At 66.0% G+C, this 26,473-nt stretch carries 19 protein-coding genes; 12 read left to right on the forward strand and 7 right to left on the reverse strand.

The window, feature by feature from the left end:
- Positions 1-735 precede the first annotated feature (735 nt).
- Positions 736-1,542 carry an N-acyl homoserine lactonase family protein gene (locus QW863_RS11300; RefSeq protein WP_315716996.1) on the reverse strand — a complete coding sequence of 269 codons (807 nt, stop codon included), beginning with the start codon at positions 1,540-1,542 and terminating at the stop codon, positions 736-738.
- Between the two features lie 351 nt (positions 1,543-1,893).
- On the opposite strand from QW863_RS11300, the gene QW863_RS11305 reads away from it, so the two are divergent.
- The 4 genes from QW863_RS11305 (at position 1,894) to QW863_RS11320 (ending at position 8,482) form a co-directional block, all read left to right on the forward strand.
- Positions 1,894-3,438: a caspase family protein gene (locus QW863_RS11305; protein ID WP_315717166.1), complete on the forward strand. Its 1,545-nt coding sequence runs from the start codon at positions 1,894-1,896 to the stop codon at positions 3,436-3,438.
- Between the two features lie 130 nt (positions 3,439-3,568).
- Complete coding sequence (locus tag QW863_RS11310; RefSeq protein WP_315716997.1) at positions 3,569-4,246, forward strand: OmpA family protein; 678 nt, start codon at positions 3,569-3,571, stop codon at positions 4,244-4,246.
- Between the two features lie 160 nt (positions 4,247-4,406).
- Positions 4,407-5,333, forward strand: coding sequence for an efflux RND transporter periplasmic adaptor subunit (locus tag QW863_RS11315; RefSeq protein WP_315716998.1), 927 nt, complete (start codon positions 4,407-4,409; stop codon positions 5,331-5,333).
- On the forward strand, positions 5,333-8,482 hold the full coding sequence (locus QW863_RS11320; RefSeq protein WP_315716999.1) for an efflux RND transporter permease subunit: 3,150 nt from the start codon (positions 5,333-5,335) through the stop codon (positions 8,480-8,482). Before QW863_RS11315 ends, QW863_RS11320 begins: the two co-directional genes overlap by 1 nt.
- Before the next feature lie 24 nt (positions 8,483-8,506).
- On the opposite strand, the gene QW863_RS11325 is transcribed toward QW863_RS11320, so the two are convergent.
- Both QW863_RS11325 and QW863_RS11330 read right to left on the reverse strand, forming a co-directional pair.
- The gene (locus QW863_RS11325) at positions 8,507-10,141 is read right to left on the reverse strand and encodes a glycosyltransferase family 39 protein (RefSeq protein ID WP_315717000.1); all 1,635 of its coding nucleotides are present in this window, start codon (positions 10,139-10,141) and stop codon (positions 8,507-8,509) included.
- A gap of 267 nt (positions 10,142-10,408) precedes the next feature.
- Positions 10,409-11,083: a Crp/Fnr family transcriptional regulator gene (locus QW863_RS11330; protein ID WP_315717001.1), complete on the reverse strand. Its 675-nt coding sequence runs from the start codon at positions 11,081-11,083 to the stop codon at positions 10,409-10,411.
- A gap of 212 nt (positions 11,084-11,295) precedes the next feature.
- Here QW863_RS11330 and QW863_RS11335 point away from each other — a divergent pair, with 212 nt between their 5' ends.
- Both QW863_RS11335 and QW863_RS11340 read left to right on the forward strand, forming a co-directional pair.
- A complete protein-coding gene (locus QW863_RS11335; RefSeq protein ID WP_315717003.1) occupies positions 11,296-13,377 on the forward strand; it encodes an AsmA family protein in 2,082 nt (693 codons plus the stop codon).
- A gap of 259 nt (positions 13,378-13,636) precedes the next feature.
- Positions 13,637-16,090, forward strand: coding sequence for an adenylate/guanylate cyclase domain-containing protein (locus QW863_RS11340; protein ID WP_315717004.1), 2,454 nt, complete (start codon positions 13,637-13,639; stop codon positions 16,088-16,090).
- Between the two features lie 135 nt (positions 16,091-16,225).
- Here QW863_RS11340 and QW863_RS11345 read toward each other — a convergent pair whose 3' ends face one another.
- Entirely contained in the window at positions 16,226-16,783 is a 558-nt protein-coding gene (locus tag QW863_RS11345; RefSeq protein WP_315717005.1) for a MarR family transcriptional regulator, read from the reverse strand.
- A 165-nt stretch (positions 16,784-16,948) separates the two neighbouring features.
- Between QW863_RS11345 and QW863_RS11350 the strand changes: the two genes are divergently transcribed.
- The 5 genes from QW863_RS11350 (at position 16,949) to fahA (ending at position 22,627) form a co-directional block, all read left to right on the forward strand.
- The gene (locus QW863_RS11350; RefSeq protein WP_315717006.1) at positions 16,949-18,583 is read left to right on the forward strand and encodes an FAD-dependent oxidoreductase; all 1,635 of its coding nucleotides are present in this window, start codon (positions 16,949-16,951) and stop codon (positions 18,581-18,583) included.
- A gap of 13 nt (positions 18,584-18,596) precedes the next feature.
- Entirely contained in the window at positions 18,597-18,824 is a 228-nt protein-coding gene (locus QW863_RS11355) for a DUF2783 domain-containing protein (RefSeq protein WP_315717007.1), read from the forward strand.
- Positions 18,825-18,851: 27 nt separating this feature from the next.
- A complete protein-coding gene (locus QW863_RS11360; protein ID WP_315717008.1) occupies positions 18,852-19,808 on the forward strand; it encodes an MBL fold metallo-hydrolase in 957 nt (318 codons plus the stop codon).
- Positions 19,808-21,154, forward strand: coding sequence for a homogentisate 1,2-dioxygenase (gene hmgA, locus QW863_RS11365; RefSeq protein WP_315717009.1), 1,347 nt, complete (start codon positions 19,808-19,810; stop codon positions 21,152-21,154). Before QW863_RS11360 ends, hmgA begins: the two co-directional genes overlap by 1 nt.
- 198 nt (positions 21,155-21,352) lie before the next feature.
- Positions 21,353-22,627, forward strand: coding sequence for a fumarylacetoacetase (gene fahA, locus QW863_RS11370; protein ID WP_315717010.1), 1,275 nt, complete (start codon positions 21,353-21,355; stop codon positions 22,625-22,627).
- A 178-nt stretch (positions 22,628-22,805) separates the two neighbouring features.
- Here the strand turns inward: fahA and QW863_RS11375 are convergent, their stop codons facing one another.
- Together QW863_RS11375 and QW863_RS11380 are read right to left on the reverse strand one after the other, a co-directional pair.
- Positions 22,806-23,117: a DUF1272 domain-containing protein gene (locus QW863_RS11375; RefSeq protein ID WP_315717011.1), complete on the reverse strand. Its 312-nt coding sequence runs from the start codon at positions 23,115-23,117 to the stop codon at positions 22,806-22,808.
- Positions 23,118-23,209: 92 nt separating this feature from the next.
- Positions 23,210-23,689 (reverse strand): Lrp/AsnC family transcriptional regulator, encoded by a 480-nt coding sequence (locus QW863_RS11380; RefSeq protein WP_315717012.1) that lies wholly within the window; start codon positions 23,687-23,689, stop codon positions 23,210-23,212.
- 122 nt (positions 23,690-23,811) lie between these two features.
- Here QW863_RS11380 and hppD point away from each other — a divergent pair, with 122 nt between their 5' ends.
- Positions 23,812-24,930: a 4-hydroxyphenylpyruvate dioxygenase gene (hppD, locus tag QW863_RS11385; RefSeq protein ID WP_315717013.1), complete on the forward strand. Its 1,119-nt coding sequence runs from the start codon at positions 23,812-23,814 to the stop codon at positions 24,928-24,930.
- Between the two features lie 367 nt (positions 24,931-25,297).
- Here the strand turns inward: hppD and QW863_RS11390 are convergent, their stop codons facing one another.
- Complete coding sequence (locus QW863_RS11390; RefSeq protein WP_315717014.1) at positions 25,298-26,410, reverse strand: CaiB/BaiF CoA-transferase family protein; 1,113 nt, start codon at positions 26,408-26,410, stop codon at positions 25,298-25,300.
- Positions 26,411-26,473: the final 63 nt, after the last annotated feature.

The following is a 26,473-nucleotide window of genomic DNA, read 5'->3' on the forward strand; positions in this document are numbered from 1 at the left end:
AGATGGCGCGTCGCGCCTTTGCCTACCCTACACCGTCATCGCGACGCCAATGCGTGCGCGCAACGGTCAATTCGTCCAGTGATCTCAAACTGATCTGGCCTGTCCAGATCTTCCGATAAAAAGAAACCGCTTGCGCCGTCGGGCAAATCAGGTGGAGACTTCCGCCCGTCCCGCCTCATTGAAGAGGGGCGCTTTCGCGAACGTCACGACGCGTTGAGGTGGGATGCGATGGCCGCGGCGGGGCGCAGCGTGAGAGCACGCGGACGTACGCCATGCTGCGGACGGTGAAGTCGCAGGGTCCTGGCCTCCCGACGCTGAGGTCCGCGCGGCGCGCGTGATGCGCGCGTCGTCGCCACGGTGACAAACAAGCCGGTCACCGAGGAGACTGCGTATAAATCGTAAAGCCATCGCGCAGGGAGGGCCGGGTCATTCCGGCTGTACCTGTGGTTCTGCCGCCTGCATTTTTTCTCGCAGGCGGACCGCAGGCCTCAGCCGAGGCCTGGCTCTCCCTGCGCCCTCTGTTCAGAAGAGGGTGTCTCGATGAGTAAAGCTCGGACGCGAAACGCGCCGCGAGACCGAAGTGTCATGTTCGCGCGGCGCTTCGTCGATTCAGGTGTCATCACCCGCTCCGGGTTAAACATCGAGCCGGGCGATGACGGCGGAGAAAATCAGCACCGCCTCGGGATGGCGGAAACGATGCTCATTCCTGTCACGTCACTTGGTCCTGCCGCGCCGCTATCTCGCAAACGACCGCGACGGCGCCACATGCAGTGCGTAGGCATCGGCCGCCTCGCTCACGCGCGGATAGAGTTCGGTCACCAGCGGATCGTGGCCCGGAATGAATCGATCCGGATGCCCGGCGAGGCGCTCGATGATCTCCCAGCCCTGGATCATGTCGCCGATATTGAGCACGATCGGAAACGGGCTGCGGCGCTGCAGATTGGCGTAGTAGTGCGCAGCGTCGGAGGCGAGCACGACCGGGCCGCGCGCGGTGTCGACGCGCACTACCTGCAGCCCGTCGGAATGGCCGCCGACCCGGTGCACGGTGACGCCCGGCGCGACCTCGCCGTCGCCGTTGTGGAAGGTGACGCGCTCGCCATAGACGTGGCGCACCATCGTGGTGACATGCTCGACCGTGAACGGGTAGCGCAGCATGCCGTTGCACATGCAGCGGCCGGTGGCATAGGCCATCTCGCGCTCCTGCAGGTGAAAGCGCGCGTTCGGGAAGCGGTCGAGATTGCCGGCGTGATCGTAGTGCAGATGGGTCACGATGATGTCGCGGATGTCGGCCGCCGCGACGCCGAAGGAAGCGAGCGCGTCGATCGGATCGCGCGTCAGGGTGCGGTGGCGGATCTCGGCCTCCCCGGCGTTGAAGCCGGTATCGACCAGGATGTCACGCCCGTCACGGCGGATCAGCCACACGAAATAGTCGAGGTCCTGCGCCGCGCTGTCGTGCGGATCGGGCTGCAGGAAGTTCATGTGCGGCGTGCGCGGCGACATCGTCGCGTAGCGCAGCGCGTAGATCTCGGCGGCGTTCCCCATGATGGCCTTCTCGTTGGTTGGGCGCGGCCACCATCGAGCCATCGGCACGGATCGAGGTCAATCGCATCGAGGTCAATCGCGGTGCTCGTCGAACCGGACGCTGCGCTGCTGCGACACAGCGTGAGGCATCTCACATTTCAAGCCATTGGGATCGTTGCATGGTCCGCTCGTGTCATGGCCCGCAGCTCGCAAGAGGCTCCTGCGGGCGGTCGCCGCCTCAGACGATTCGTCAACCTCTGCAAGCGGTTGACGTGCCGTCACGGCGATTTGATAATGCCTGACGCGTGGGATATGGTCGCCGCGGCGCAAGCTGGACGGCGCCTGATTGCTGACCGCTGGACCGCCATCGTGATGACTTTCCGCCTGCTGTTGCCGCTCGGCCTGATGTTCTCCGTCGCGTTCTCGGCCGTGGTCTCCTGGCCCGCGCATGCGGCCGGCGACCGCTTCGCCCTGGTGATCGGCAATGCGAAATATCCGGATGCTGAGGCGCCGCTCAAGGAGCCGGTCAACGATGCCCGCGATCTCACCGACGAGTTGAAGCGCGACGGTTTCAGCGTCGAGACGCTGGAAAATGCCGGCGGCGACGCGATGCGCCGCGGCCTCGATCGGCTCTATGGCAAGATCAAGCCGGGCTCGGTGGCGCTGCTGTTCTTCTCCGGCTACGGCATCCAGTCGAGCCGGCAGAGCTACATGATCCCGGTCGATGCGCAGATCTGGCAGGAGGCCGACGTGCGGCGCGACGGCATCGGCCTCGAGCAGGTGCTGCAGGAGATCAACAGCCGCGGCGCCGGCGTGAAGATCGCGCTGCTCGATGCTTCCCGGCGCAATCCCTATGAGCGCAGGTTCCGCACCGCCTCGGCCGGCCTCGCGCCGGTCATCGCACCGAGCGGTACTTTGGTGATGTACTCGGCGGCGCTGTCCGCTGTCGTGACGGATGGCGGGCGCGATCGCAGCCTGTTCGTGCAGGAGCTCCTGAAGGAGATCCGCGTTCCCGACCTCACCGCCGAGGAGACGCTGAACCGCACCCGCGTCGGCGTCACCCGCGCCTCGCGCAGCGAGCAGGTGCCGTGGATCTCGTCGTCGTTGGCGGAGGACTTCTCCTTCGTGCCGGGCAATGGCGTCAGGCCGCCGCCGGCCGAGAGCAATGCGGCGCCGGCGCCTGCACCTGTACCTGCGCCGACCCCGACGCAGGTCGTGGTGGCGCCGCCGGTGCCGTCACCGCTGCCGCCGGCTCCGCCCGCGCCGCAGCCGACGCCGGTGCAGAAGGTGGACACTCCGCCGCCAGCGCCGGTTGCTCCGGCGCCGCCGGCGCCCGCGCCATCTCCTGTGATCGCGAACGTGGCGCCCGCCGCGCCTGCTGCGCCCGCGGCCCCAGCAGCGCCCGCGCAGGATCCGTTCGCCGACGATCCGACGATCAAGAGCCTGAGCGCCAAGATCGCGGCCAATCCGGAGGATGCCGGCGCGCTGTACCGACGCGGCCAAGTGTATGCGAGCAAGGGCGCCTACGCGCAAGCGATCCGCGATTTCGACGACACCATCCGAATCAATCCAAAGGACGTCGAGGCGCTCAACAACCGCTGCTGGGCGCGCACCGTCGTCGGCGAGCTGCAACCTGCGCTGCGCGACTGCAACGAGGCGCTGCGGCTGCGGCCGAATTTCGTGGACGCGCTCGATAGCCGCGGGCTGGTCAACCTCAAGAGCGGCGCGGTCAAGAACGCCATCGCCGATTTCGATGCGGCGCTGAAGATCAATCCGCGCCTGACGTCATCATTGTATGGCCGCGGTCTCGCCAAGCAGCGTAACGGCGCCGCGCAGGAGGGCGCGCTCGACATCGCCAACGCCAAGGCGATGGACCCCAACATCGTCCGCGAGTTCGAAGCCTACGGCGTGCGCTGATTTGTTGCGCGCGTCGGCCGGCCGGCTCGAACCATGCGGCAGGCCGGACCGACATAACAGCGAACAGCCGGGTGTCGCGCCGGGCGCGGCGGAGACCGGGACGATCAGTTCGCGTGAGGAGGGATTGGCAATGACCGCACCGAAAACGAATTCGACCATGACCGCCGGCCTGACGGCTCTCCTGGCCGCGACGGTCCTGAGCGCGGCCGCTTTGTTCGGCACGATGCCGGCTTTCGCGGCCGATGATGTCAGTGAGGATCAGATCGTCCGCGCCCTGGCCGGGCAGAAGAAGCCGCTGACGCGGGGACTGTCGATGTCGCCGCCGTCGGAGGCCACACCCGCGGTCGCGCCGGAGCAGGATAAGTTCCTGCAGAGCATTCGCGGCCGCTCGACGCGGTCGCTGTCCACTGCCGAGCGCGAGGAGATCGCGGCGGTCGCCAAGACCAAGCCGAACATCGACCTCGAGATCACCTTCGACTACAACTCCGCCAACATCAGCCAGAAGTCGCTGCAGTCGGTGCAGGCGCTCGGCCGGGCGCTGACCAACGCCGAGCTGAAAGGGTCGACCTTCGTCGTCGCCGGTCATACCGATGCCGCCGGTGGCGAGGCCTACAATCAGGATCTCTCCGAGCGCCGCGCCGATTCGATCAAGCGCTATCTGGTCGAGAAGTTCGGCATCGCCGGCGCCGACCTGGTGACGGTGGGCTATGGCAAGAGCAAGCTGAAGGATCCGAGCCAGCCGCTCGCCGAGGTGAATCGCCGCGTTCAGGTCGTCAACATGCAGAGCAAGACGGCGGCGGCCAAGTAGCGCCGCGTCCATCAAGCGCCGTCGGAGGTCGCGTGGCCGGAGATCGAGGTGGCCGGATGCGTCCCGCAGGATTGCGGGGCGCATCGCCTTGTCGGAGCGCGCCGTGCCAAATTCGCAGCATCCATAACCCGCATCTCGCGCCGACCGGATCCCCCTGCCGATGAAGCTGCCAAAATCCCTCAAGTCCGCGGCCAGTGCGGTCGTCTTCGTGACCCTGTTCGCCGGCTATTACTGGTATGAGCATCGTCCCCATCACACCGCCGAGGAGCCGCCAATGCAGGCCCAGGTGCTGGTGACCAAGGCGGTGAAGGCCTGCTTCTCAGATCTCGTGCGCGTCACCGGCTTCGTCGTGGCCCGCCGCGAGGCGGTGGTCGGCGCCGACCAGGAAGGCTCGCGGGTCATCGACGTTCTGGTCAAGGAGGGCGACACCGTTACCGAGAACCAGGAGCTGGCGCACCTGACGCCGTCACCGCCGCAGCCGGGAGCGCCGGCGGCGGCCGCGAACCGGCCGGTGTCGCTGCGCGCGCCGGCCGCAGGACTCGTCACCGAGGTCCGCACGATCGCCGGTGCGCCGGCCTCGCCGCAGGCCGGTCCGATGTTCCGCATCGCCGTGAACAACGAGCTGGAGCTCGACGCCGAAGTTCCGAGCGTTCATCTCCTGAAGCTCGGCACGGGCGCGCCGGTGCGCATCACTCGCGACAACCTACCCGACATTGTCGGCCGCCTGCGCGTGGTGGCGCCGCAGGTCGACCGGACCACCCAGCTGGGCCATGTGCGTATCGCGCTGACCAGCAATCCGTCGCTCAAGCCCGGCATGTTCGCGCGCGCCAATATCGATGCCCGGCGGAGCTGCGGCGTCGCCGTGCCCAATACGGCGATCGATCATCTCACCATCCAGGTCGTGAAGGGCAACACGATCGAGACCCGCCGGGTGCGGGTCGGCCTGGTGTCGGATACGTCGACTGAAATCCTCGACGGATTGACGGAGGGTGAAATCGTGGTGGCCGACGCCGGCAGCTCGCTGCACGATGGCGACCAGATCAAGACCATGTTTGCCGAAGACATCGATCGCACGCGGGTACGCTGATGGCACTGAACATTTCGGCATGGTCGATCAGGAACCCGCTGCCGTCGATCCTCTTCTCCATCATCCTGCTGATCCTGGGCTGGATGAGCTTCACCAAGCTCGCGGTCACCCGGCTGCCGAACGCCGACATTCCGGTGATCTCGGTCGCGGTGGCGCAGTTCGGCGCGGCGCCGTCGGAGCTTGAATCCCAGGTCACCAAGATCATCGAGGACGGCGTCTCCGGCGTCGAGGGCGCGCGCCACATCCAGTCGCTGATCACCGACGGCCTGTCGGTGACGACGATTACGTTCGCGCTCGAGACCAACACCGATCGCGCCATCAACGACGTCAAGGACGCCGTCACCCGGGTTCGTTCCGACCTGCCGCAGAACGTCACCGAGCCGCTGATCTCGCGCGTCGACAAGATCGGCCTGCCGATCGTCACCTATGCGGCGATCTCACCGGGCAAGACCCCGGAGCAGCTGTCGTTCTTCGTCGACGACGTCGTCAAGCGCGAGCTGCAGGGCGTGCGCGGCGTCAGCCAGGTCGAGCGCATCGGCGGCGTCGAGCGCGAGATTCTGGTCTCGCTCGATCCTGACCGGCTGCAGGCCATGGGTCTCACCGCCGTCAATGTCAGCCAGAGTCTGCGCGGCACCAATGTGGACGTCGCCGGCGGCCGCGCCGAGATCGGCAAGAACGACCAGGCGATCCGCACGCTTGCCGGCGCCAAGACGCTGAACGAGCTGTCCAACACGATGATTCCCTTGTTCGGCGGCGGCGAGGTCCGGCTCGCCGATCTCGGGACGGTCACCGACACGATTGCCGATCGGCGCACCTTTGCGCGCTTCAACGGCGAGCCGGTGGTCGCGCTCGGCATCAAGCGCGCCAAGGGCGCGAGCGATGTGGTCGTCGCCGCCGCGGTCCAGAAGCGCATCGACCAGGTCAGAGCCGCCCATCCCGATGTCGAGCTGAAGCTGATCGATACGTCGGTCGATTTCACCAAGGGCAATTACGAAGCGGCGATCTCGACCCTGTTCGAGGGCGCGATCCTGGCCGTCATCATCGTGCTCTTGTTCCTGCGCGACTTCAGGGCCACGGTGATCGCGGCGATCTCGCTGCCGCTGTCGATCTTTCCGGCCTTCTGGGCGATGGATATTCTCGGCTTCTCGCTGAACATGGTGTCGTTCCTGGCGATCACGTTGTCGACCGGTATTCTCGTCGACGACGCCATCGTTGAGATCGAGAACATCGTGCGCCACATGCGGATGGGGAAGTCGCCCTATCGCGCGGCGCTCGATGCCGCCGACGAGATCGGGCTCGCGGTCATCGCGATCAGCCTCACCATCATCGCGATCTTTGCGCCGGCGAGCTTCATGTCCGGCATCGCCGGACAGTTCTTCAAGCAGTTCGGCATCACCGTCTCGGTGCAGGTGTTCTTCTCGCTGCTGGCGGCGCGCTTCGTCACGCCGATGCTGGCGGCCTACTTCCTCAAGGACCACAAGCACGACGATCCGCCGCCGGGGTTCATCCTGCGTGCCTATCAGCGCATCGTGACCTGGTCGGTAAAGCACTACTTCGTCACGGTGCTGCTCGGCATCGGGATCTTCGCTGCCTCGATCTGGAGCACGACGCTGCTGTCGCAAGGGTTCTTGCCGGCGCAGGACGCGGCGCGATCGCTGCTCGCGATCGAGCTGCCGCCAGGCGCGCAGCTCGCCTACACCGAGAAGGTCACCGAGGACATCGTCGCGCGCCTGCGCAAGCGGCCCGAGGTCCGCAGCGTGTTCGTCGACGGCGGCCGGCTTCAGGGCGCGATGGAGGTTCGTCGCGCCGGAATGATCGTCAACTACACGCCGAAGACCGAGCGCAAGATCACCCAGAAAGAGCTCGAGCTCGAGATCACCAAGGATCTCGAAACCATTCCGGACATCCGTTTCTGGTTCACCGACGAAAATGGTCTGCGCCCGATCAAGCTGGTGCTGACGGGCTCGGATCCCAAGCTGGTCGACAACGTTGCGAGCGAGCTCGCCTCGCAGATGAAGCGGATTCCGATCATCTCCAACGTGGTGTCGGACACTTCGCTCGACCGGCCGGAGTTGCGGGTGCAGCCGCGCGCGGATCTGGCGGCACGTCTGGGCGTGTCGACCGAAAGCCTGTCGCAGACGATCCGCGTCGCCACGATCGGAGATGTTGGACCTGCGCTGGCGAAGTATGACGCCGGCGGCCGGCTGGTCCCGATCCGGGTACAACTCGAGGACGCGGCGCGCAGCGACGTGAAGATCCTCGAACAGTTGCGGGTGCCGCTCGGGCAGTACGGCGAAAAAGGCGGCGTGCCGCTGGCCGTCGTCGCCGACATCAAGCTCGACCAGGGCCCGACCAGCATCAGTCGCTACGATCGCGGGCGGCAGGCCACCGTCGCCGCCGACCTCGTCGGACTTGCGGCGCTCGGCGACGCAACCAAGCAGATCGACGAGCTGCCGGTCAGAAAGAGCATGCCGGCCAGCGTCAAGCTGATCCCGTCCGATGATGCCGAAAGCTTGAACGAGCTGGCGTCGGGCTTCATCACGGCGATCACGGCGGGCTTGATGATCGTCTACGCCGTGCTGGTGCTGCTGTTCGGCACCTTCCTGCAGCCGATCACGATCCTGTTCTCGCTGCCGTTGTCGATCGGCGGTGCGATCGCCGCGCTGATGCTGACGGGCAAGCAGCTCACCATCCCCGTCTATATCGGCATGATGATGCTCATGGGCATCGTCACCAAGAACGCGATCATGCTGGTCGAGTTCGCGGTCGAGGCGATCCATGCCGGCGTCAGGCGTGACGAGGCGATCATCGATGCCGGCATGAAGCGGGCCCGTCCGATCGTGATGACCACGATCGCGATGGTCGCCGGCATGATGCCGAGCGCGCTCGCGGTCGGTGCCGGCGGCGAATTCCGCTCGCCGATGGCGCTGGCGGTGATCGGCGGGCTGGTATTCTCGACCGTGCTGTCGCTGTTGTTCGTGCCGGCGATGTTCCTGGTGATGGACGATGTCGGCGCGTTGTTCGCCCGCCTTGGCCGCAAGCTGATCGTCTCTTCCGGCGATGCCGCCGACGAGGCGCAGTCCGGCCATGGGCCGGAGGCGGCGCATCAGCCAAAGCCGCCGTCGGCGATGTCGCCGGCAGCGGAATGAGATGACGTGCCGGAACGAGCTGTTTCAGTTCGCGGTCGAGGGCATGCGGCGGCGCGCGCTGAGATCGAGACCCCCGCTCGGGGCGCCGTCGACTGGCGCGGCGGTCTCAGGCGGCACGATCAGGGCAACGAAGCCCTGGCTGGCGCCTTCCAGGCCGAACAGCTTGGTCCGGAGCGTGAAATCGGCCCGCACCGAACGCCGCGCCTGCGCCGCCGCGGCTTGCATGCCGGAGATGCAGGAGATGTCGGTGTCGTAGCACAGCGCCGCCCAGCCCTGCGCAGTCAGCGCTTCGGACGGAGGTTGCAGCTCATGCGGGTGCACCAGCGCCATTTCATAGTGCGGATGGTCGGGACTGTAGAACGCTGCGGCAAAGGCGAGGCCGTCATCGCCGCCGACGGAGACAAGGGCGCCGTTCGATGCCGTCTGCCACAGGCGGTCCAGCTCGGTCACGGCCGGCTCGTAGAAGTTGCGGCCCTCGTTCAACGGAACGTAGTTCCGGTACACTGCATGGAGGGGCGCCACGACGGTGGCCGCGAATGCGGCGATCGCGATCGTCGCCACGGCGAGATTGATAGTGATGTCGCGGGGGGCGTGATAGCTCGCGCCACACACGATCACGATGACGAACAGGAAGACGCCCTGCAGGCCCCACAGCGGCGGCATGTCGGTGCCGAACACGATCGAGACCAGTGCGGGGAACAGCACGGTCCCGATGCTGATCATCGCCAGCAGCCGGAGTCCGGAGTCGAGGCTGAGCGCATCGTTCAGCACGCGGGTGGGGCGAGGCCGCGTCATGGCGAGCCATATGAGGCCGGGGATACCGGCGATGCCGGCCATCGCCAACAGGAAGCCGCCGCCCTCGACCAGGGCGGCCGCAGCGGTCTTGCCGACGTGATGCTCGATTGCATGCGAGAACGGCTGGGCGCCGGTCGTGGCCAGCCAATAGATGTGAGGTGCGAGCGCGACCAGGCCGGACAGCGCCGCGATCCACGGCGCGGGCGAGGTGAAATAGGCCCGACGCTCGCCGTGGCACAACGCTGCGACCGCAAAGCTCGCGATCAGGAAGACCGAGTAATACTTGCCGAGCATCGCGAGCGCCCCGGTCAGGCCGACCGCGATGGCCCAGCCGACGTGACGTGTCTCGAACGAGCGCAGGAAACACCAGGTCGCCAGCGGCCAGCTCGACAGCAGCACGGCGTTGGCGTTGAAGCGCTGCGCATGCAGTTGATAGACCGGCAGCAGCATGAGCAACAGCAGCACGACCAGCCGCTTGTCACCGCGCGCGAAACGCCGCGTGATGAGGTCGACGGCGAAGAGGCCGACGGCTGCGTTGGTCAGCGCCAGCAGGTTGAACGACCAGTTGGTCAGCGGAAACACGGTGGTCCAGGCCCACGCCGCCCAGCCCATCAGCGGCGGATGCTTGGTCGAACCCCAGTCGAAGCTGCGTCCAAGCGACCAGGTCTCGATCACGTCCTGGTGGAGATCGCCCCCGAGATAGGCGATCGAGAAATACACCATCCAGACCGCGACGAACCCGACGATCAAGGCCGGAACGGCCCAGCCGTCCTCCACGGCGTCGATCCAGACCGCGAGAGCTCTGCGCCAACGGCCAACAGAACCACTGGCCTCGATGGCGATTGCCGGCAACGCAAGACTCATGACGTCACTTCCAACCACGCTTGCCTGGCGCGCAAAGCTCCACCCCGCGCGCCGCCGCGCGCGAGCAAATGGAACTCTCCGCTGCCGGATTGAACCCTGTTAGAATTGTTAAAAAGAGTTCATGTCGCAAATTGTGAGGCGTGGTGGCCCAATTGCGATCATGTTTGGCCGATGCTGATACGAAACGATGCATGGCGGGCGGTTCCCGCCATGGACCGGACCCGCAATCGACAAATTTGCGGTGAGCGAAGCTGCGCGCTCGGCCAATTAGTCGTTGCGTGCGATCGTGTTCAGCTTGGTCAGGTCATGCAGAAGGATGCGGCCGCGTTGCAGATCCAGGATCTTGTCCTTGCGCCAGGCCTGCAACTGGCGGTTCACGCTTTCACGCGCCGCGCCGACGAAGACGCCAAGCTGTTCCTGCGAGATATGAACCTCGGAGCCGAAATCCTCCGCCAAGGCGCACAGCCGGCGTGCCAGCCGGACCGGCAGCGGCTGCAGCACCGATTCCTCCATTCGCTCGCTCTGCCAGCGGATGCGCTGGCACAGCAGCTGAATGATCCTGATCGCCACCTTGGGCTCGCGTTCCAGGAAGCTGAGGAAATCCTCGCGGCGAAGCACGAACAGCTCGGTCGCTTCACCGGCGGTGGCGTCGGCCGTGCGCTCCTGCCCGTCGAGCACGGCGACCTCGCCGAACAGATCGCCGGGCCCCATGAAGTTGAGCGTCAGCCGGCTGCCGTCGGTGGCACCGGTCTCGATGCGAATCTGGCCGCGCCGCACCCCAAACAGGGCATTGCCGGGGTCGCCCTTCTGGAACAGCACCTCGCCCGACGACAGATGCTGGGTGTGGCAGAGGCTCGAGATTCGCTGCAGCTCGTCCGCGCCGAGGTCGGCGAACATCGGGTTCATCTTCAGAATGACCGCAAATTCGGCCTGCTTGCTCATCACTATACCTTCGGCAACGGTTCAAAGCCTCAGTTACAGAAACCCCCCGGGCGGAAGTGTGTCATAAGTCACATAATGACGCACGGGCTTCCGACTATTTTGGTCGCGCTGGGAGCGGTCTTCGTTCCGAGAAAATTTCGGATTGAACCGGGTCGGCATTGCCGCACGCTAACCCGTGGAGACCGCTCGCGCCTCGCGCTTGGGACATCGACATGAAGGCATTGAAGATCGCAGGCGGTTTGATTGGCGCCGTCATCGTCGTGCTGGCTCTGGCGCTGGCTTTTGGACTTCCGGCGAGCTTCCTCACGGTGGCCATCCAGGACCGCGTCGAGCGTGACACCGGCTATCGCCTGAGCATCGCCGGCTCGGCGAGCGTCAGCCTGTGGCCGTCGCTGCATGCGACCCTGACGGACATCACCCTGCAGGATCCGAAGGAGCGTGACGGCAACAATCGGCTGACGATCGGCAAGCTGCAGGCCGACGTGGCGCTGTCGAGCCTGTGGTCCGGCCGGCCCGACATCGGCGAGATCATCATCGACAAGCCCACACTTTATCTGCCGTTGCTGCGCGAACGGCTGCGGGACAATGCGCCCCGCAGCCGTGCCTCGGCGAAGCCGGAAGCGGCGCTTGCGGTCCGGATCGAACGGGTCACCGTCAGGGACGGCGCCGTCGTCCTCTCCAACCCGCGCGACCGCGTCGAGAATCGGCTCGAGGGCATCGGTGCGACGGCGTCTCTGTCCGATGGCAAGGTCAAGATCACGGGCGCGGCCCGGGCCGGCGACCGCCCGGTGACCTTCGACCTCACGGCGGCCGCGCCCGCGCTGCCTATTGAGCGCCAGACGCTGCCGGTCGATTTCAAGATCGAAATGGCTTCTGCATTTCGCGGAAGCCTTGCCGGCCGCGCCGACGTTCGGCTGAATGGCCCGGTGGTGATGATCAACGGCCTCAGCGGCACGCTTGGCGACGGCGATTTCAACGGCTGGGCCTCGGTCGATCTGGCGAGCAAGCCGCTGGTGAAGGTCGATCTCGACGTTCGCCGGCTCGACTTGGGAGCGCCTGCCGCGCAGGGCTCTGCCGGCGCGTCGGGATGGAGCACGGCGGCAATCGACTTGCGCGGTCTGAACTACGTCGATGCGCGCGTGAAGCTGTCGGCGACGGATGTCGTTCTCTCCGGGGCTCGCCTCGGTCCGCTCGATCTCGAAGCCTCGCTGGCCGGCGGCCTGCTGAAGGCGACCGTCGCCAATCTCGGCGCCTATGAGGGGCAGGCCAGTGGCGAGGTCGTGATCGACGCCTCCACGGGCAATCCGGCCTATGCGATGCACTGTGATCTCGTCGGCATCCGGGCGCTGCCGCTGCTCTCGCGCGTCGCCGGATTCGACAAGCTGGATGCGCGGATGCAGGGCAAGCTGGCCTTGCGCTCCACCGGCGCCAGCCAGCAGGCTCTCATGAGCAACCTGAGCGGCTCGGCGTTCCTGCTGTTCCAGGACGGCGCGATCCGCGGCATCAACGTTGCGCAGATGATCCGCTCATTGACGTCCAATCCGCTGTCCGGATGGCAGGATTCCAAGGAACTGACGACCGATCTCACGCAGCTCTCGGCCTCGTTTCAGGTCGAGCGCGGGCAGGCCGCCACCAGTGACCTCAACCTGGTCGGACCGCTGGTCAAGGTCACCGGTACGGGGACGATCGATCTGGGGAATCGGGCGCTGGCGATGCGGGTCGAGCCGAAGCTCGTGATGACGACCGAGGGGCAGGGCCGCACCTCGGAGCCGATAGGCCTCGGGATTCCCGTCGTCATCGACGGCCCCTGGAGTCAGCCGCGCTTCTACCCCGACATGGCCGGCATCCTCGACAATCCGGATGCTGCCTACGCCAGGCTCAAGCAGATGGGCCAGGGCCTGTTCGGCAAGGACGGGGTCGGGCTGAACAATTTGATCAACGGCATCGGCGGCCTCATCGGAAATTCTGCGCCCACCGGTGCTGCTGGTCCGAACGGCGCGCCGTCAACGGCAGCCCCGAATGCGCAGGCCCCGGCGGCCGGCCAATCCGACCTGCTCGGCGGCGATCTCGGATCGGCGATCGGCAATCTGATTCAGCAAGGACTGCAGGCCGCGCAGCCGCCAGCCAAGAGCCGCGGCCGTACGCTGGTTGCGCCCCAGGACGGCGCTGTTTCTCGGCCTCCGGGCGCCGCCGGCCAGGGCGCGGCAGAGGCAGCTCCCGCCGAGCCCTTGCAGGACGGTGTGCAGGACAGCCAGCCGATGAACGACGTTCTGAAGCGCATCTTCAATAGGTAATATATAGCCGCGATCGACCGAGCTCGCGGAGGATCTCCTCGATCGGTGCATGCGATTCAGGGCCAGCCGAGCAATAACGAGTTGGCGCGGGGCGCCGGCATGGGCGCCGCTGTGCACGCCATTCTGTGCTAAACGGGTGCCGGCGACGGAGCGTCTCGCACCCGAGCGGTCCCGCCTCCAAAGTGTTGCTGCCGCGAGGACGGCAGCGGACGCGCTTGTCCGAGGCTGACCTCGGCGATGATGCGCGTGAGGGGTCCGGATGAACGAGGTCGAGAACAGAGGCTGGTCGTTGCGGCAGGGCCTGTTCGCCAAATACGTCGTGTCGCTGGTCGGGCTCGTCGTGTTCGTCCTGGCCGTGAATGGCGCGACCGAAACCTGGATCAGCTATCAGTCCACCAAGGCGAGCCTGACCGCCGCCATGGCCGAAAAGGCCGACGCCAGCGCCCGGCGGATCGATCAGGCGCTCTCGGATCTGCAGCGACAGATCAGCTGGGTGACGCGGGCGAGCGCCAATACGCTGGAGCTCCGCCGCGCCGACTATGTACAACTGCTGAGTCAGGCGCCGGCTGTGCGGCAGCTGTATCAGCTCGACGGCCAGGGCCGGGAACAGCTCCGCGTGTCGCGCACCTCGATCTCGTTTGCCTCGGGCAACGACTTGTCACGCGATCTGCGCTTCACCGACACCGTCACACACGGAAGCAATTTCTCCGCCGTGACCTTCAAGGGCGCGCAGCCGATGATGTCGATCTCGGTCGCGCATTCCGGCTTCAATGCCGGGGTGACTGTGGCCGACATCGACCTCGACTTTCTCGAAGACTTCATGACCGAGGCGCAGATCGGCAAGGTCGGCACCGCCTACGTGGTCGATCCGCGGGGCCAGGTGTTGGCGAGCTCGGCGAGGGGACCGGCGGTCGGTCAGGACCTCTCCAAGCTGCCGCAGGTCGCGGCGGTGCTCACGCCGGATGGCGAGCCGCTGGCCTCCGGCACCGACGGCGAGGGGCACGCGGTGCTCTCGGCGGCCGCGACGCTGCCCAAGCTCGGCTGGGCCGTGTTCTTCGAGCAGTCCACGGCTCACGCGCTGGCGCCGATCCGCGATCAGCTGTTGCGCGGTGCGCTGTTGATCGCGCTCGGCCTTGCGGTTGCGATCCTCGCGGGCTCGGTGCTGGCGCGACGCATGCTCGTCCCGATCACCGCGTTGCGCGCCGGCGCGCGCAAGCTCGGCGCCGGCGATTTCGCCCAGCGCATCGAGGTGAGGACGCATGACGAACTGGAGGAGCTCGCCGATCAGTTCAACAGCATGGCCGGCCAGCTCGCGCAGTCCTATGCCGTGCTGGAAGCCAAGGTCGAGGAACGCACGCGGGATCTGGCCCAGTCGATCAATGAGCTGAAGGTGCTCGAGGAGGTTGGCCGCGCGGTGGCCTCCTCGCTCGATCTCAATGCGGTGCTGCCGACGGTGGCGGCCCGGGCACTGGAGATCACCAAGACCGACGCCGTGCTGATCTATTCCTATGAGGCCGCCGAACGCCGCTTCAGGCTGGTGGAGGCCAAGGGCGTCGACCGGGACGGCCCGCACAATGTGCTGGACGAGCGGACGAGCCTGCTCTCCGACTCCGTGCGCAGCGGCGAGCCGATCGCGATCGCCGAGCTGGAAAACGCGCCCGATCACCCGCTGCGCGACGTCGCGGTTGCCGCCGGCTTTCACGCCGTGCTGTTCACGCCGCTGGTCGATCAGCAGGGCGTGCTCGGCGCGCTCGTGGTGCTCCGCCGGTCGGCCGGTACGTTCCCGCCGAACCTGATCGGACTGATGCGAACGTTCGCCAACCAGGCCGTGCTGGCGATGCGCAACGCACGACTGTTCACCGAGGTCGATCAGAAGGGCCGCGAGCTCGCGCTGACCCACGCGACGGTGCAGCAGCAGGCCGAAAAGCTCACCGAGCAGACCGAGCAGCTGCGCGAATGGAACAAGTCGCTCGAGGAGCGCGTCGAGAAGCAACTGGCGGAGATCGAGCGGATCAGGCGGCTGGAGCGCTTCCTGGCGCCGCAGGTGGCGCAGATCATCGCGTCGTCGGACGGCCATGATGCGCTGCTGGAAAGCCACCGCCGCGAGGTCACGGTGGTGTTCTGCGATCTGCGCGGCTTCACAGCGTTTACCGAGACGACCGAGCCCGAAGAGGCGATGAACGTGCTGCGCGAATATCACGCCGCGCTCGGCAAGCTCATCTTCAAATATGAGGGCACGCTCGATCGCTATGCCGGCGACGGCGTGATGATCCTGTTCAATGCGCCGATCCCGTTCGAGGACCACACGACGCGCGCGGTGAAGATGGCGCTCGAAATGCGCGACGAGATCGGCCAATTGACGGAGCGCTGGAAAAATCGCGGCCACAGCCTGGGGTTCGGCGTCGGCATCGCACTGGGATATGCGACGCTCGGCCAGGTCGGCTTCGAGCACCGGCTCGAATACGCCGCGATCGGCAGCGTCACCAATCTCGCCTCGCGGCTGTGCGACGAGGCCAAGGCAGGCCAAGTGATCGTGTCGCGCCGGGTGTTCGGCGTCGTCGAACAGTCGGTCGATGCCAGGCCGATCGACGACCTGCATCTCAAGGGCTTCAATCACCCGGTGCTGGCGATGGAGATCTTGCGCTGGCGGGGGGAGGGTGCCGACGTGGTCGAAGTCGAGGAGCCGCGGCGATCGTCGGCGACTAACAAGTAGGGCGGGCAAAGGCGCGCGGCGCCTTGCTCGTCGTCGACGGCAGTCTCGCGCGCGCCCGTGCCCATCGCTGTCGTTTGACGAAGGATGGTGGGCACGGGTCGCCTTCGGCGCTTTGCCCACCCGACGAAGCTCGGCTCAATAGGCCTGCTTCGCGTCGGCCTCCTCGCTGGTCTGGATCAGATCGAGGCTCGCCTCGATCTTGCCGATCAGGCGGTCGAACGTCTTGCGCTCGTCGGCGGAGAGGCATGCCATGATTTCGCGCTCGCGCTGCTGCAAACGCGGGATCAGCTCCTCGTACAGCGTCTTGCCCTTACGTGTCAGGCGCAGACGGAACTCGCGGCGGTCCTCGGCGTTCTCGACGCGCTCGATCAGCCGCCGCTCCAGCAACGACGTCACGGCCCGGCTGATAGTCGATTTGTGCGTGCGGGTGCACGCTGCGACATATTGCGCGCTGCAGGCCTCGCGGCGGAAGCCGAGCGTCGCCAGCACGCGCCATTCCGGAATGTCGAGCCCGTAGCGCTCCCGATACTCGACGGCGAGCGCCGCGCTGACCTCGGCGGCCAGACGGTTGAGCCGGAATGGCGCGAACTTGAACAGGTCGAGCCGCTCGTCGTCCTGCGGCACTGCCGCATTTCGGTCATCCTCGACCGGCTTCGCCTGCCGCCCGGACGCCGCGGTAGATGGCTTCGCCAAGATCGCGCTCCGATTTTTGAGTTGACGCGGCCGAAGCCGTCGGCTTTAGAATAGTTGCAGGTGAGACTATCTGGCAAGACGGCCAGATGCCTCGCCCGAGGAAATGTCGGTCGCTTCGAAAGTCGTCGCTTCGAAAGTCCAAGAAAACCACAAGGCGAGCAAGCCATGGTGCAGGCCAATCCGGGGCAGGGCGCGAGCCAGGCGAAGGTTCAGTTCGGCTATCATCGGCACGAAGACCAGGATCAGGCCACGCCGGCCGCGCATCCGGTCGTCGTCGTGGGCGCGGGTCCCGTCGGGCTGTCGTTTGCCATCGATCTTGCCCAGCGCGGCCATGCGGTCGTGGTGCTCGATGATGCCGACCGGATCGGCGAGGGCTCGCGCGCGATCTGCTTCTCCAAGCGCTCGCTGGAATATTGGGATCGTCTCGGCGTTGGCGACCGGATGGTCGACAAGGGCGTGGTGTGGAACGTCGGCCGCATCTTTCACGGTCCGTCCGAGCTCTATCAGTTCAACCTGCTGCCGGAGCCCGGACACAAGCGGCCGGCCTTCATCAACCTGCAGCAGTTCTATGCCGAGGCCTATCTGGTCGATCGCGTCAACGCGCTGCCTTCGATCTCGCTGCGCTGGCGTAACAAGGTCACCGCGCTCGAACAGCGCAACGATCATGTCGTGCTGACGATCGAGACGCCGGACGGCCCCTATCGACTGTCGGCGCAATATGTGATCGCCTGCGACGGTGCGCGCTCGTCGCTGCGCCAGATGGTCGGCGCGGGTTTCTCCGGCAAGGTGTTCGAGGATCAGTTCCTCATCGCCGACGTCAGGATGACGGCCGAATTTCCCACCGAGCGCTGGTTCTGGTTCGATCCGCCGTTCCATGCCGGGCGCTCGGCGCTGTTGCACCGGCAGCCGGACAATGTCTGGCGCATCGACCTGCAGCTCAGCCGCTATGCCGATCCCAACGTCGAGAAGCAGCCGGAGAATGTGCGGCCCCGGATCGCACGCATGCTCGGCCATGATCAGTTCGAATTCGAATGGATCTCGCTCTACAAATTCCAGTGCCGGCGCATGGAGCGCTTCATTCATGGTCGCGTCGTCTTCGCTGGCGATTCCGCCCATCAGGTCTCGCCGTTCGGCGCGCGCGGTGCCAATTCGGGGCTGGAGGATGCCGAGAATCTGGCCTGGAAGCTCGATCGCGTGCTGCGCGGAACCTCGCCCGCGGCGCTGCTCGAGACCTACCATCTGGAGCGAAGCGCGGCCGCCGACGAAAACATTCGCGAATCCACGCGGGCGACGGATTTCATGGCGCCGAATTCGCACCAGGAGGCGCGGCTGCGCAAGGTGGTGCTCGCGCTCGCCAGGGACACCGAATTCGGCAAGCGCATGGTCAATGGCGGACGGCTGTCGGTTCCCTCGGTCTACCAGACGCCGCTGTCGACCGACGACGACGAGGCTTGGCATAGTGGCCCTCGTCCGGGAACATCGATGCCGGATGCGCCGCTCGAGACGGCAGACGGACGGCACCTTCACCTCACCGATGCATTCAATGCTCAGGGCCGGCGTTTCACCCTGCTGTCCTTTGCCAATGGTGAGGCGATCGATGTGCCCGACGATGTCGGTGTCGTCAGCATCGGCGGTCCGAATGGACTTGCCGATGGCGAGGGTTTCGCAGGCAAGCGTTACGGGGCCGAACCCGGCACATCCTATCTGCTGCGTCCGGACGGCTATGTCGCGGCGCGCTTCCGGCACCCGAGCCGCGCCACCATCGCGGCAGCGGTCGCGCGCGCCTCCGGTCTGAGCTGAGGGAGCCGCAACGATGACACTCTCGACCGTTTCCAATTTCGCCAAGCCCGACGATGCCTTCCGCGCCATTGTCGAAGCGCATCGCGGCCTCTCGGACCTCGAAAGCGCCGATCTCGATGCGGCATTGGTGCTGATCCTCGCCAATCACATCGGTGACATCGGTGTGCTGGGCGAGGCGATCGCGCTGGCGAAACGCAGCATGGCCGATACCGGTCAACAGCAACAACAGCAGCAGCAATAGGTTGCTGCGCACACAAGGAATGAACTGATGGCGAAAGGTTTCGCATCGACCACGGATCTCGCCGAGAAGAAGGTCACCTTCTCGGAGATCGGTCCGGATCTCTATGCGTTCACGGCAGAGGGCGATCCGAACTCGGCGGTGATCGTCGGCGACGACGGCTGCATCGTGTTCGACGCGCAGGCCACGCCGGCGATGGCCAACAAGGTGATCGAGCGCGTCAGGACCGTCACCGACAAGCCGATCAAATATGTCGTGCTGTCGCACTACCACGCCGTGCGCGTGCTCGGCGCCTCGGCCTATCATGCCCAGGGCATCGTCGCCTCGCAGGAGACGCGCCGGCTGATCGTCGAGCGCGGCCAGCAGGATTGGGACTCCGAATACGGCCGCTTCCCGCGGCTGTTCCAGGACGCCGAGAGCATTCCCGGCCTGACCTGGCCGACGCTCACCTTCGAAGGCGAGATGACGATCCATCTCGGCAAGCGCGAGGTGCAACTGATCCAGCTCGGTGCGGGCCACACCTCCGGTGACATCGTCGCCTGGGTGCCGGACGCCGAGGTGATGTTCTCCGGCGATCTCATCGAATATCACTCGGCCTGCTATTGCGGCGACGCCTATTTGCGCGAATGGCCGTCGACCCTGAACGAGATCCGCGACTTCAATCCCAAGTCGATCGCGCCAGGCCGCGGCGATGCGCTGAAGGGCGAGGCCACCGTGCGCGAGGCGATCGCGATGACGCGCGACTTCGTCACATCGTTGTATGGCGCGGCCGAGATGTCGGTCGCGAAGGGACGCAGCCTGAAGGAGTCGATGGCGGCGACGCGCGAGGTGATGGATCCGAAATTCTCGAGCTTCGCCATCTACGAGCACTGCCTGCCGTTCAACGTGTCGCGCGCCTATGACGAGGCCAGCGGTATCGACGATCCCGTGATCTGGACCGCCGAGCGCGACCGCGAGATGTGGGCCCGCCTGCAAGGAGAAGGATGATGAACGTCAACACATCGCCTGACCAGCTCAACCGCGCCACCGGGCAGGTGATGCCGGGCTACATGTCCGGCTTCGGCAATTCGTTCGAGACCGAGGCGCTGCCCGGCGCACTGCCGATCGGGCGCAACTCGCCGCAGCGCTGCGCCTACGGGCTCTATGCCGAGCAGCTCTCGGGCTCGCCGTTCACCGCGCCGCGCGGGTCCAACGAGCGCTCCTGGCTGTATCGCATCCGGCCCTCGGTGAAGCATTCCGGCCGCTTCGCCAAGGTCGATGCCGGGCTGTGGCGCACCGCGCCCTGCCACGAGCGGGAGATCACGGTGCAGCAACTGCGCTGGGATCCGACACCGTTGCCATCGGGCGATGTGACGTTCCTGCAGGGCGTGCAGACCATGACGACGGCCGGCGACGCCGCGACGCAGGCCGGCATGGCCGCGCATGTCTACGTCATCACCAAGTCGATGGTCGACCAGCATTTCTACAATGCCGACGGCGAGCTGATGTTCGTCCTGCAGCAGGGGCGCCTCAAGCTCGTCACCGAGTTCGGCCGCATCGATGCGGAGCCCGGCGAGATCGTCGTGATCCCGCGCGGCGTCAAGTTCCGGGTCGAGATCCCGGCGGGGCCGGCGCGCGGCTATCTCTGCGAGAATTATGGCGGCGCCTTCACGCTGCCGGAGCGCGGACCGATCGGCGCCAACTGCCTCGCCAATGCCCGCGACTTCCTGACGCCGGTCGCCTCCTACGAGGACAAGGACACCCCGACCGAGCTCTACGTCAAGTGGGGCGGCGCGCTGTTCAAGACCGAGCTCGAACATTCTCCGATCGACGTCGTCGCCTGGCACGGCAACTACGCGCCCTACAAATACGACCTGCGCACCTTCTCGCCGGTCGGCGCCATCGGCTTCGACCATCCCGATCCGTCGATCTTCACCGTGCTGACCTCGCCGTCGGAGACGGCCGGCACCGCCAACATCGACTTCGTGATCTTCCCCGAGCGCTGGATGGTGGCCGACAACACCTTCCGTCCGCCGTGGTATCACATGAACATCATGTCGGAGTTCATGGGGCTGATCTACGGCGTCTACGACGCCAAGCCGCAGGGCTTTGTGCCGGGTGGCATGAGCCTGCACAACTGCATGCTGCCGCACGGGCCGGATCGCGAGGCGTTCGATCACGCCAGCAATGGCGAGTTGAAGCCGGTCAAGCTCACAGGCACCATGGCCTTCATGTTCGAGACGCGCTTTCCCCAGCGCATCACGAAGCATGCGGCGGAGTCCGGCACCTTGCAGCCGGACTATGCCGATTGCTGGAACGGGCTCGAAAAGCGCTTCGATCCGAACCGGCCGTAGCCACGACCTCCGCCGTCATTCCGGGGCGCCGCGCAGCGGCGAGCCCGGAATCCATAACCACGATCGGCCGTGGGGATGCAAAGCTCGGCCACAACCACTGTGCCCCACACATCTGCCCGTTGCTATGGATTCCGGGCTCGCGCTGCGCGCGCCCCGGAATGACGAGCGGAGACATGGTCCGAACTCAGGAAGACAACTGTGCCCCACCCCAACGATCCCTCGCTCCGCTCCTTCATCCCGGTCGATCCGGCCTCGGACTTCCCGATCCAGAACCTGCCCTACGGCGTGTTCTCCGCCGCCGACTCGCCGAAGCCGCGCGTCGGCGTGGCGATCGGCGACGTCGTCCTCGACCTCGCGGTGCTCGAGGACGAAGGCCTGCTCGATCTGGCGCCGGCCTATGAGGTGTTCGCGCAATCCTCGCTGAATGCCTTCATGGCGCTCGGCCCCGCCGTGTGGTCGAAGACGCGGGCTGCGATCAGCGCCCTCTTGCGCCAGGACAATCCGCGGCTGCGCGACGACAAGCCGTTGCGTAGCCGGGCGCTGCTGCCGCGCTCCGACGTTACGCTGCATCTGCCGTTCCATGTCGCCGGCTACACGGATTTCTATTCGTCGAAGGAGCACGCCACCAATGTCGGCGTCATGTTCCGCGGCAAGGACAATGCGCTGCAGCCGAACTGGCTGCACATGCCGATCGGCTATAACGGCCGCGCGTCGACCGTGGTCGTGTCGGGCACCCGAGTGCGTCGGCCGCGCGGACAGCTGAAGCCGCCGGGCGCTGACGTGCCGAGCTTCGGGCCATGCAAGCGGCTCGATTTCGAGCTGGAGATGGGCGTCGTCATCGGCCAGTCCTCGCCGCTCGGCGAGATGCTGACCGAGGCGCAGGCGGAGGCGATGATCTTCGGCTTCGTGCTGCTCAACGACTGGAGCGCGCGCGACATCCAGCAATGGGAATATGTGCCCCTCGGCCCGTTCCAGGCCAAGGCGTTTGCGACGTCGATCAGCCCGTGGGTGGTGACGCGGGAGGCGCTGGAGCCGTTCCGCGTGTCGGGGCCAACGCAGGATCCGACGCCGCTGCCCTACCTGCGGCAGAAGGAGGCGCAGAACTACGATCTCTCCCTCGACGTGGCCTTGCGCGCCTCCGGCAGCAACGCCGCGCAGACCATCGCGCAGACCAATTTCAAGTACATGTACTGGTCGAGCGTGCAGCAGCTGATGCACCATGCCTCGTCCGGCTGCGCCATGAGTGTCGGCGATCTCCTGGGGAGCGGCACCATCTCCGGTCCGGAAAAGCACCAGCGCGGCAGCCTGCTGGAGATCAGTTGGAACGGCACCGAGCCGGTCGAGCTCGCGGGTGGAATCAAGCGCACATTCCTGGAGGATGGCGATTCGTTGGTGATGCGCGGCTGGTGTCAGGGCGAGGGCTATCGCGTCGGCTTCGGCGAGGTGGAAGGGACGATCGTCGTAGCCGAATAGCCGCCATACCCTCCGCAGTCATTCCGGGGCGGCCCGCAGGGCCGAGCCCGGAATCCATAATCACGATCGAGAGTGTGGATGGAGGGCATAGCCACGAATAGCTCGAGCTACACGTTCGCTTGTGAGTATGGATTCCGCGCTCGCGCTACGCGCGCCCCGGAATGACGGGGGGAAGGGCCTAGCGCTCCACCGGCGGCACGTCCTTCACGCCAGCGACGAAGGCAGTTACATCCTCGGCCGAATATTTCAGATGCACGCGCTTGTCCGACGGCACTTGTTTCACCGCGCAGACGCCCGGCCGCCATTCGTGTTCGGGGCGGATCGGCCGCGGCGCGAAGCCGCCACCGCAATTCGGGCAGACGTTGAATAGCTTCGTCTCGACGCAGTTGGCGCAGAAGGTGCATTCATAGGAGCAGATGCGCGCGTCCTGCGCCTGTGGCGGCAGGTCCTTGTCGCAGTACTCGCAGTTGGGACGAAGCTGCAGGGCCATGGTCGTCTCGCCGGGTGATTGAAACAGGTGAGTGTCGCAGAGGTGCCAGCGATGTTGAATGGCGGATTTCCCTCGATTTGCGCCAGGCCGGATCAGCTCGATGGCAGCAACGCCAGCGGCAGCCTGGTGCTCTCCTTGAGACGGTCGAGTACGATCGACGAGCGGACATGCGCCACGCTCTGGTGCGGCATCAGCACGTTGTTGACGATGTCGGACAGGCTCTTGAGATCGCGCAGCACGACCTTGAGCAAATAGTCGGAATCGCCGGTCAGCGCGTAGGCCTCCTGGATGTCGTCGACGCGGTTGACCAGCGCGCGAAACTTCTGCGCATTGTCGGGCGAATGCGTCGCCAGGGTGATCTGGATGAAGGCAATCAGCTCGAAGCCGAGCGCCTGGCTGGCGAGCTGCGCGCGATACCCCGCGATCACGCCGTCCTGCTCCAGCCGCATCCGGCGCCGCGAGCACTGCGAGGCCGACAGGCCGGCGATGTCGGCCAGCTCCTGGTTTGTGAGCCGGCCGTCGTCCTGCAGCGCGGCCAGGATACGGAGATCGAAGCTGTCGACCGAAATCATGCGCCATTTCCTCTGGTCGTGCATGGATCGTGCATATCCAGGCGAAAATGACAATGGTTTGCATGCCCTGTGCGCGGAATTCGGGAGATGATCGGCACATCAAGCTGAAGGAGCTTCCCCCGATGGGTCCATTTCCGCACGATGCGCCTCCTGCCACCATCTCCGCCGACAACCCGATGGGCACGGACGGCTTCGAGTTCGTCGAATATGCGCACCCCGAAGCAAGCGAGCTGCACGCGCTGTTCAAGCTGATGGGCTTCGCCGCGGTCGCGCGCCACAAGACCAAGGCGATCACGCTGTACCGCCAGGGTGACATCAACTACCTCGTCAACGAGGAGCCGGGCAGCCACGGCCACGACTTCGTCGCCGCGCACGGGCCGTGTGCACCGTCGATGGCGTTCCGCGTGGTCGACGCCAACAAGGCTTACGACCGCGCGATCGCGCTCGGTGCCGAGCCGGCCGACCTGCCTGCATCGCAGAAGACCTTGGACGTTCCTGTCATCAAGGGCATCGGCGGCAGCCTGCTGTATCTGGTCGATCGCTACGGCGCCAAGGGCTCGGCCTATGATCTCGAATTCGAGTGGACCGGCGCGCGCGACCCGCGCCCCGTAGGCTCCGGCCTGTACTACATCGATCACCTGACCCACAACGTGCACCGCGGCCGAATGGATGTCTGGGCCGGCTTCTACGAGAAACTGTTCAACTTCCGCCAGATCCGCTTCTTCGACATCGAGGGCCGCGCCTCCGGCCTGTTCTCGCGCGCGCTGACCAGCCCCGACGGCAAGATTCGGATTCCGATCAACGAGGATGCCGGCGATTCCGGGCAGATCGAGGAGTATCTCAAGATCTATTGCGGTGAAGGCATCCAGCACATTGCTTGCGGCGCCCGCGACATCTACGCCACCGTCGAGGGCCTGCGCGCATCAGGCCTGCCGTTCATGCCGTCGCCGCCCGACACCTATTTCGAGCGCATCGAGTCTCGCCTGCCCAAACATGGCGAGGACCTCACCCGCCTGCAGAGAAACGGCATCCTGATCGATGGCGAGGGAGTCGTCGCTGGCGGTCACACCAAGGTGTTGCTGCAGATCTTCTCGGCCAATGCGATCGGGCCGATCTTCTTCGAGTTCATCCAGCGCAAGGGCGACGACGGTTTTGGCGAAGGCAACTTCAAGGCGCTGTTCGAGTCGATCGAGGAAGACCAGATCCGCCGCGGCGTGCTGAAGGTGGAGGCGGCGGAGTAGGCGAAGGAAGCAGGCCGTCATTGCGGGAAGCGGAGCGACGAGCAATCCAGACTTCCGTCTGTCCCTGGAATGCTTGGCTTCGCTGGCAATGACGGCGTGATTGGAGGCAGTTTGCCGCCAAACTCTCAACTGTCGTCCCGGGCCAGCCCGACGGCGCGTAAGCGGCGTTGGGCACCGACTCGGGACCCATACCGCAGGGTGCGTCGATGAGGCACGGCGACAGATAATCGTCGTCTCAGGACGGCCGGTGGTTATGGGTCCCCGCGTTCGCGGGGACGACACTGAGATTGAGGCGACGGCGTAGCCAACTCGTTGACATCGGAACAGTCGAGCAGCGCTCGATCGGCGCTGCTGCAGCGATCGAGCTTTACCGCCCTGCCTGCCAAGCGCTTACCACAGCGCCGATCTCCGTCACCTTCGGCTCGCGGATATTCGACGGCGTCCGCGAGAACCTTGGCGCCGGCGCGGGCTGCGTCACGCCGTGCCGCTCGACGAACACGCCACGCGCGGCCATGTGCGCATGCTTCGGCGCCTCCGACATCGTCAGCACCGGCGCGAAGCAGATGTCGGTGCCCTCCATGATCGCGCACCATTCCTCGCGCGTCTTGCTCTTGAACACCGCGACCAGCTTCTCCTTCAGCGCCGGCCAGGCGCGCGGGTCCATCTGCGCATCGAAGGCGGGATCGGAGAGGTCGGCATGCTGCCGCAGCAGCGCGTAGAACTGCGGCTCGATCGAGCCGATGGAGATGAAGTTGCCACAGGCGCATTCGTAGACGCCGTAGAAGTGCGCGCCGCCGTCGAGGAAGTTGCGCTCGCGCCCCTCGGTCCAGCGGCCCATCGCGGTGAGGTCGAAGAACATCGCGAGCAGCGAGGCCGCGCCGTCGCACATCGCGGTATCCACCACCTGCCCCTTACCGGACTTCGAGGCTTCGAGCAGTGCGGCAAGCACGCCGACGACCAGATAGAGCGCGCCGCCGCCGAAATCCCCGACCAGGTTGAGCGGCGGCACCGGCCGCTCCCTGGGTCCGATCGCGGCCAGCGCGCCGGTGATCGAGATGTAGTTGATGTCGTGACCGGCCGCATGCGCCAGCGGTCCGTCCTGGCCCCAGCCGGTCATGCGGCCGTAGACGAGCCTCGGATTACGCGCGAGCACGACCTCGGGGCCGAGGCCCAGCCGCTCCATCACGCCGGGCCGGAAACCCTCGATCAGCGCGTCGGCACCGGCGAGCAGATCGAGCACCTGGGGGATGACCCCCTTGTCCTTGAGATCCAGCTCGATCACCTTGCGGCCGCGGCCGGCGACCGACTTCATGGTCTTGCGCGCACCGACGCGATCGAGCGTCACCACCTCCGCGCCCATGTCGGCCAGCAGCATACAGGCGAACGGACCCGGTCCAATGCCGGCGAACTCGACGATGCGGAAGCCCGCGAGCGGTCCGGTGGCGCGGATCTCGGTCTGTGGTGCGGTCTTGTCGAGCACGTTTGTCTTGTCCCTGCGGTGCTTCGGCGCGTGATGAGGTCGATCGGACAAAGATGGTCGCCG

The organism is Bradyrhizobium sp. SZCCHNR1017 (assembly GCF_032381375.1).
Classification (GTDB): Bacteria; Pseudomonadota; Alphaproteobacteria; order Rhizobiales; family Xanthobacteraceae; genus Bradyrhizobium.

Excerpts from the sequence above, each read along its gene's own strand:
- QW863_RS11300 (WP_315716996.1), bottom strand. The coding sequence starts at position 1,542 with ATGGGGAACGCCGCCGAGATCTACGCGCTGCGCTACGCGACGATGTCG.
- QW863_RS11305 (WP_315717166.1), top strand. The coding sequence starts at position 1,894 with ATGACTTTCCGCCTGCTGTTGCCGCTCGGCCTGATGTTCTCCGTCGCG.
- QW863_RS11310 (WP_315716997.1), top strand. The coding sequence starts at position 3,569 with ATGACCGCACCGAAAACGAATTCGACCATGACCGCCGGCCTGACGGCT.
- QW863_RS11315 (WP_315716998.1), top strand. The coding sequence starts at position 4,407 with ATGAAGCTGCCAAAATCCCTCAAGTCCGCGGCCAGTGCGGTCGTCTTC.
- QW863_RS11320 (WP_315716999.1), top strand. The coding sequence starts at position 5,333 with ATGGCACTGAACATTTCGGCATGGTCGATCAGGAACCCGCTGCCGTCG.
- QW863_RS11325 (WP_315717000.1), bottom strand. The coding sequence starts at position 10,141 with ATGAGTCTTGCGTTGCCGGCAATCGCCATCGAGGCCAGTGGTTCTGTT.
- QW863_RS11330 (WP_315717001.1), bottom strand. The coding sequence starts at position 11,083 with ATGAGCAAGCAGGCCGAATTTGCGGTCATTCTGAAGATGAACCCGATG.
- QW863_RS11335 (WP_315717003.1), top strand. The coding sequence starts at position 11,296 with ATGAAGGCATTGAAGATCGCAGGCGGTTTGATTGGCGCCGTCATCGTC.
- QW863_RS11340 (WP_315717004.1), top strand. The coding sequence starts at position 13,637 with ATGAACGAGGTCGAGAACAGAGGCTGGTCGTTGCGGCAGGGCCTGTTC.
- QW863_RS11350 (WP_315717006.1), top strand. The coding sequence starts at position 16,949 with ATGGTGCAGGCCAATCCGGGGCAGGGCGCGAGCCAGGCGAAGGTTCAG.
- QW863_RS11355 (WP_315717007.1), top strand. The coding sequence starts at position 18,597 with ATGACACTCTCGACCGTTTCCAATTTCGCCAAGCCCGACGATGCCTTC.
- QW863_RS11360 (WP_315717008.1), top strand. The coding sequence starts at position 18,852 with ATGGCGAAAGGTTTCGCATCGACCACGGATCTCGCCGAGAAGAAGGTC.
- hmgA (WP_315717009.1), top strand. The coding sequence starts at position 19,808 with ATGAACGTCAACACATCGCCTGACCAGCTCAACCGCGCCACCGGGCAG.
- QW863_RS11375 (WP_315717011.1), bottom strand. The coding sequence starts at position 23,117 with ATGGCCCTGCAGCTTCGTCCCAACTGCGAGTACTGCGACAAGGACCTG.
- QW863_RS11380 (WP_315717012.1), bottom strand. The coding sequence starts at position 23,689 with ATGATTTCGGTCGACAGCTTCGATCTCCGTATCCTGGCCGCGCTGCAG.
- hppD (WP_315717013.1), top strand. The coding sequence starts at position 23,812 with ATGGGTCCATTTCCGCACGATGCGCCTCCTGCCACCATCTCCGCCGAC.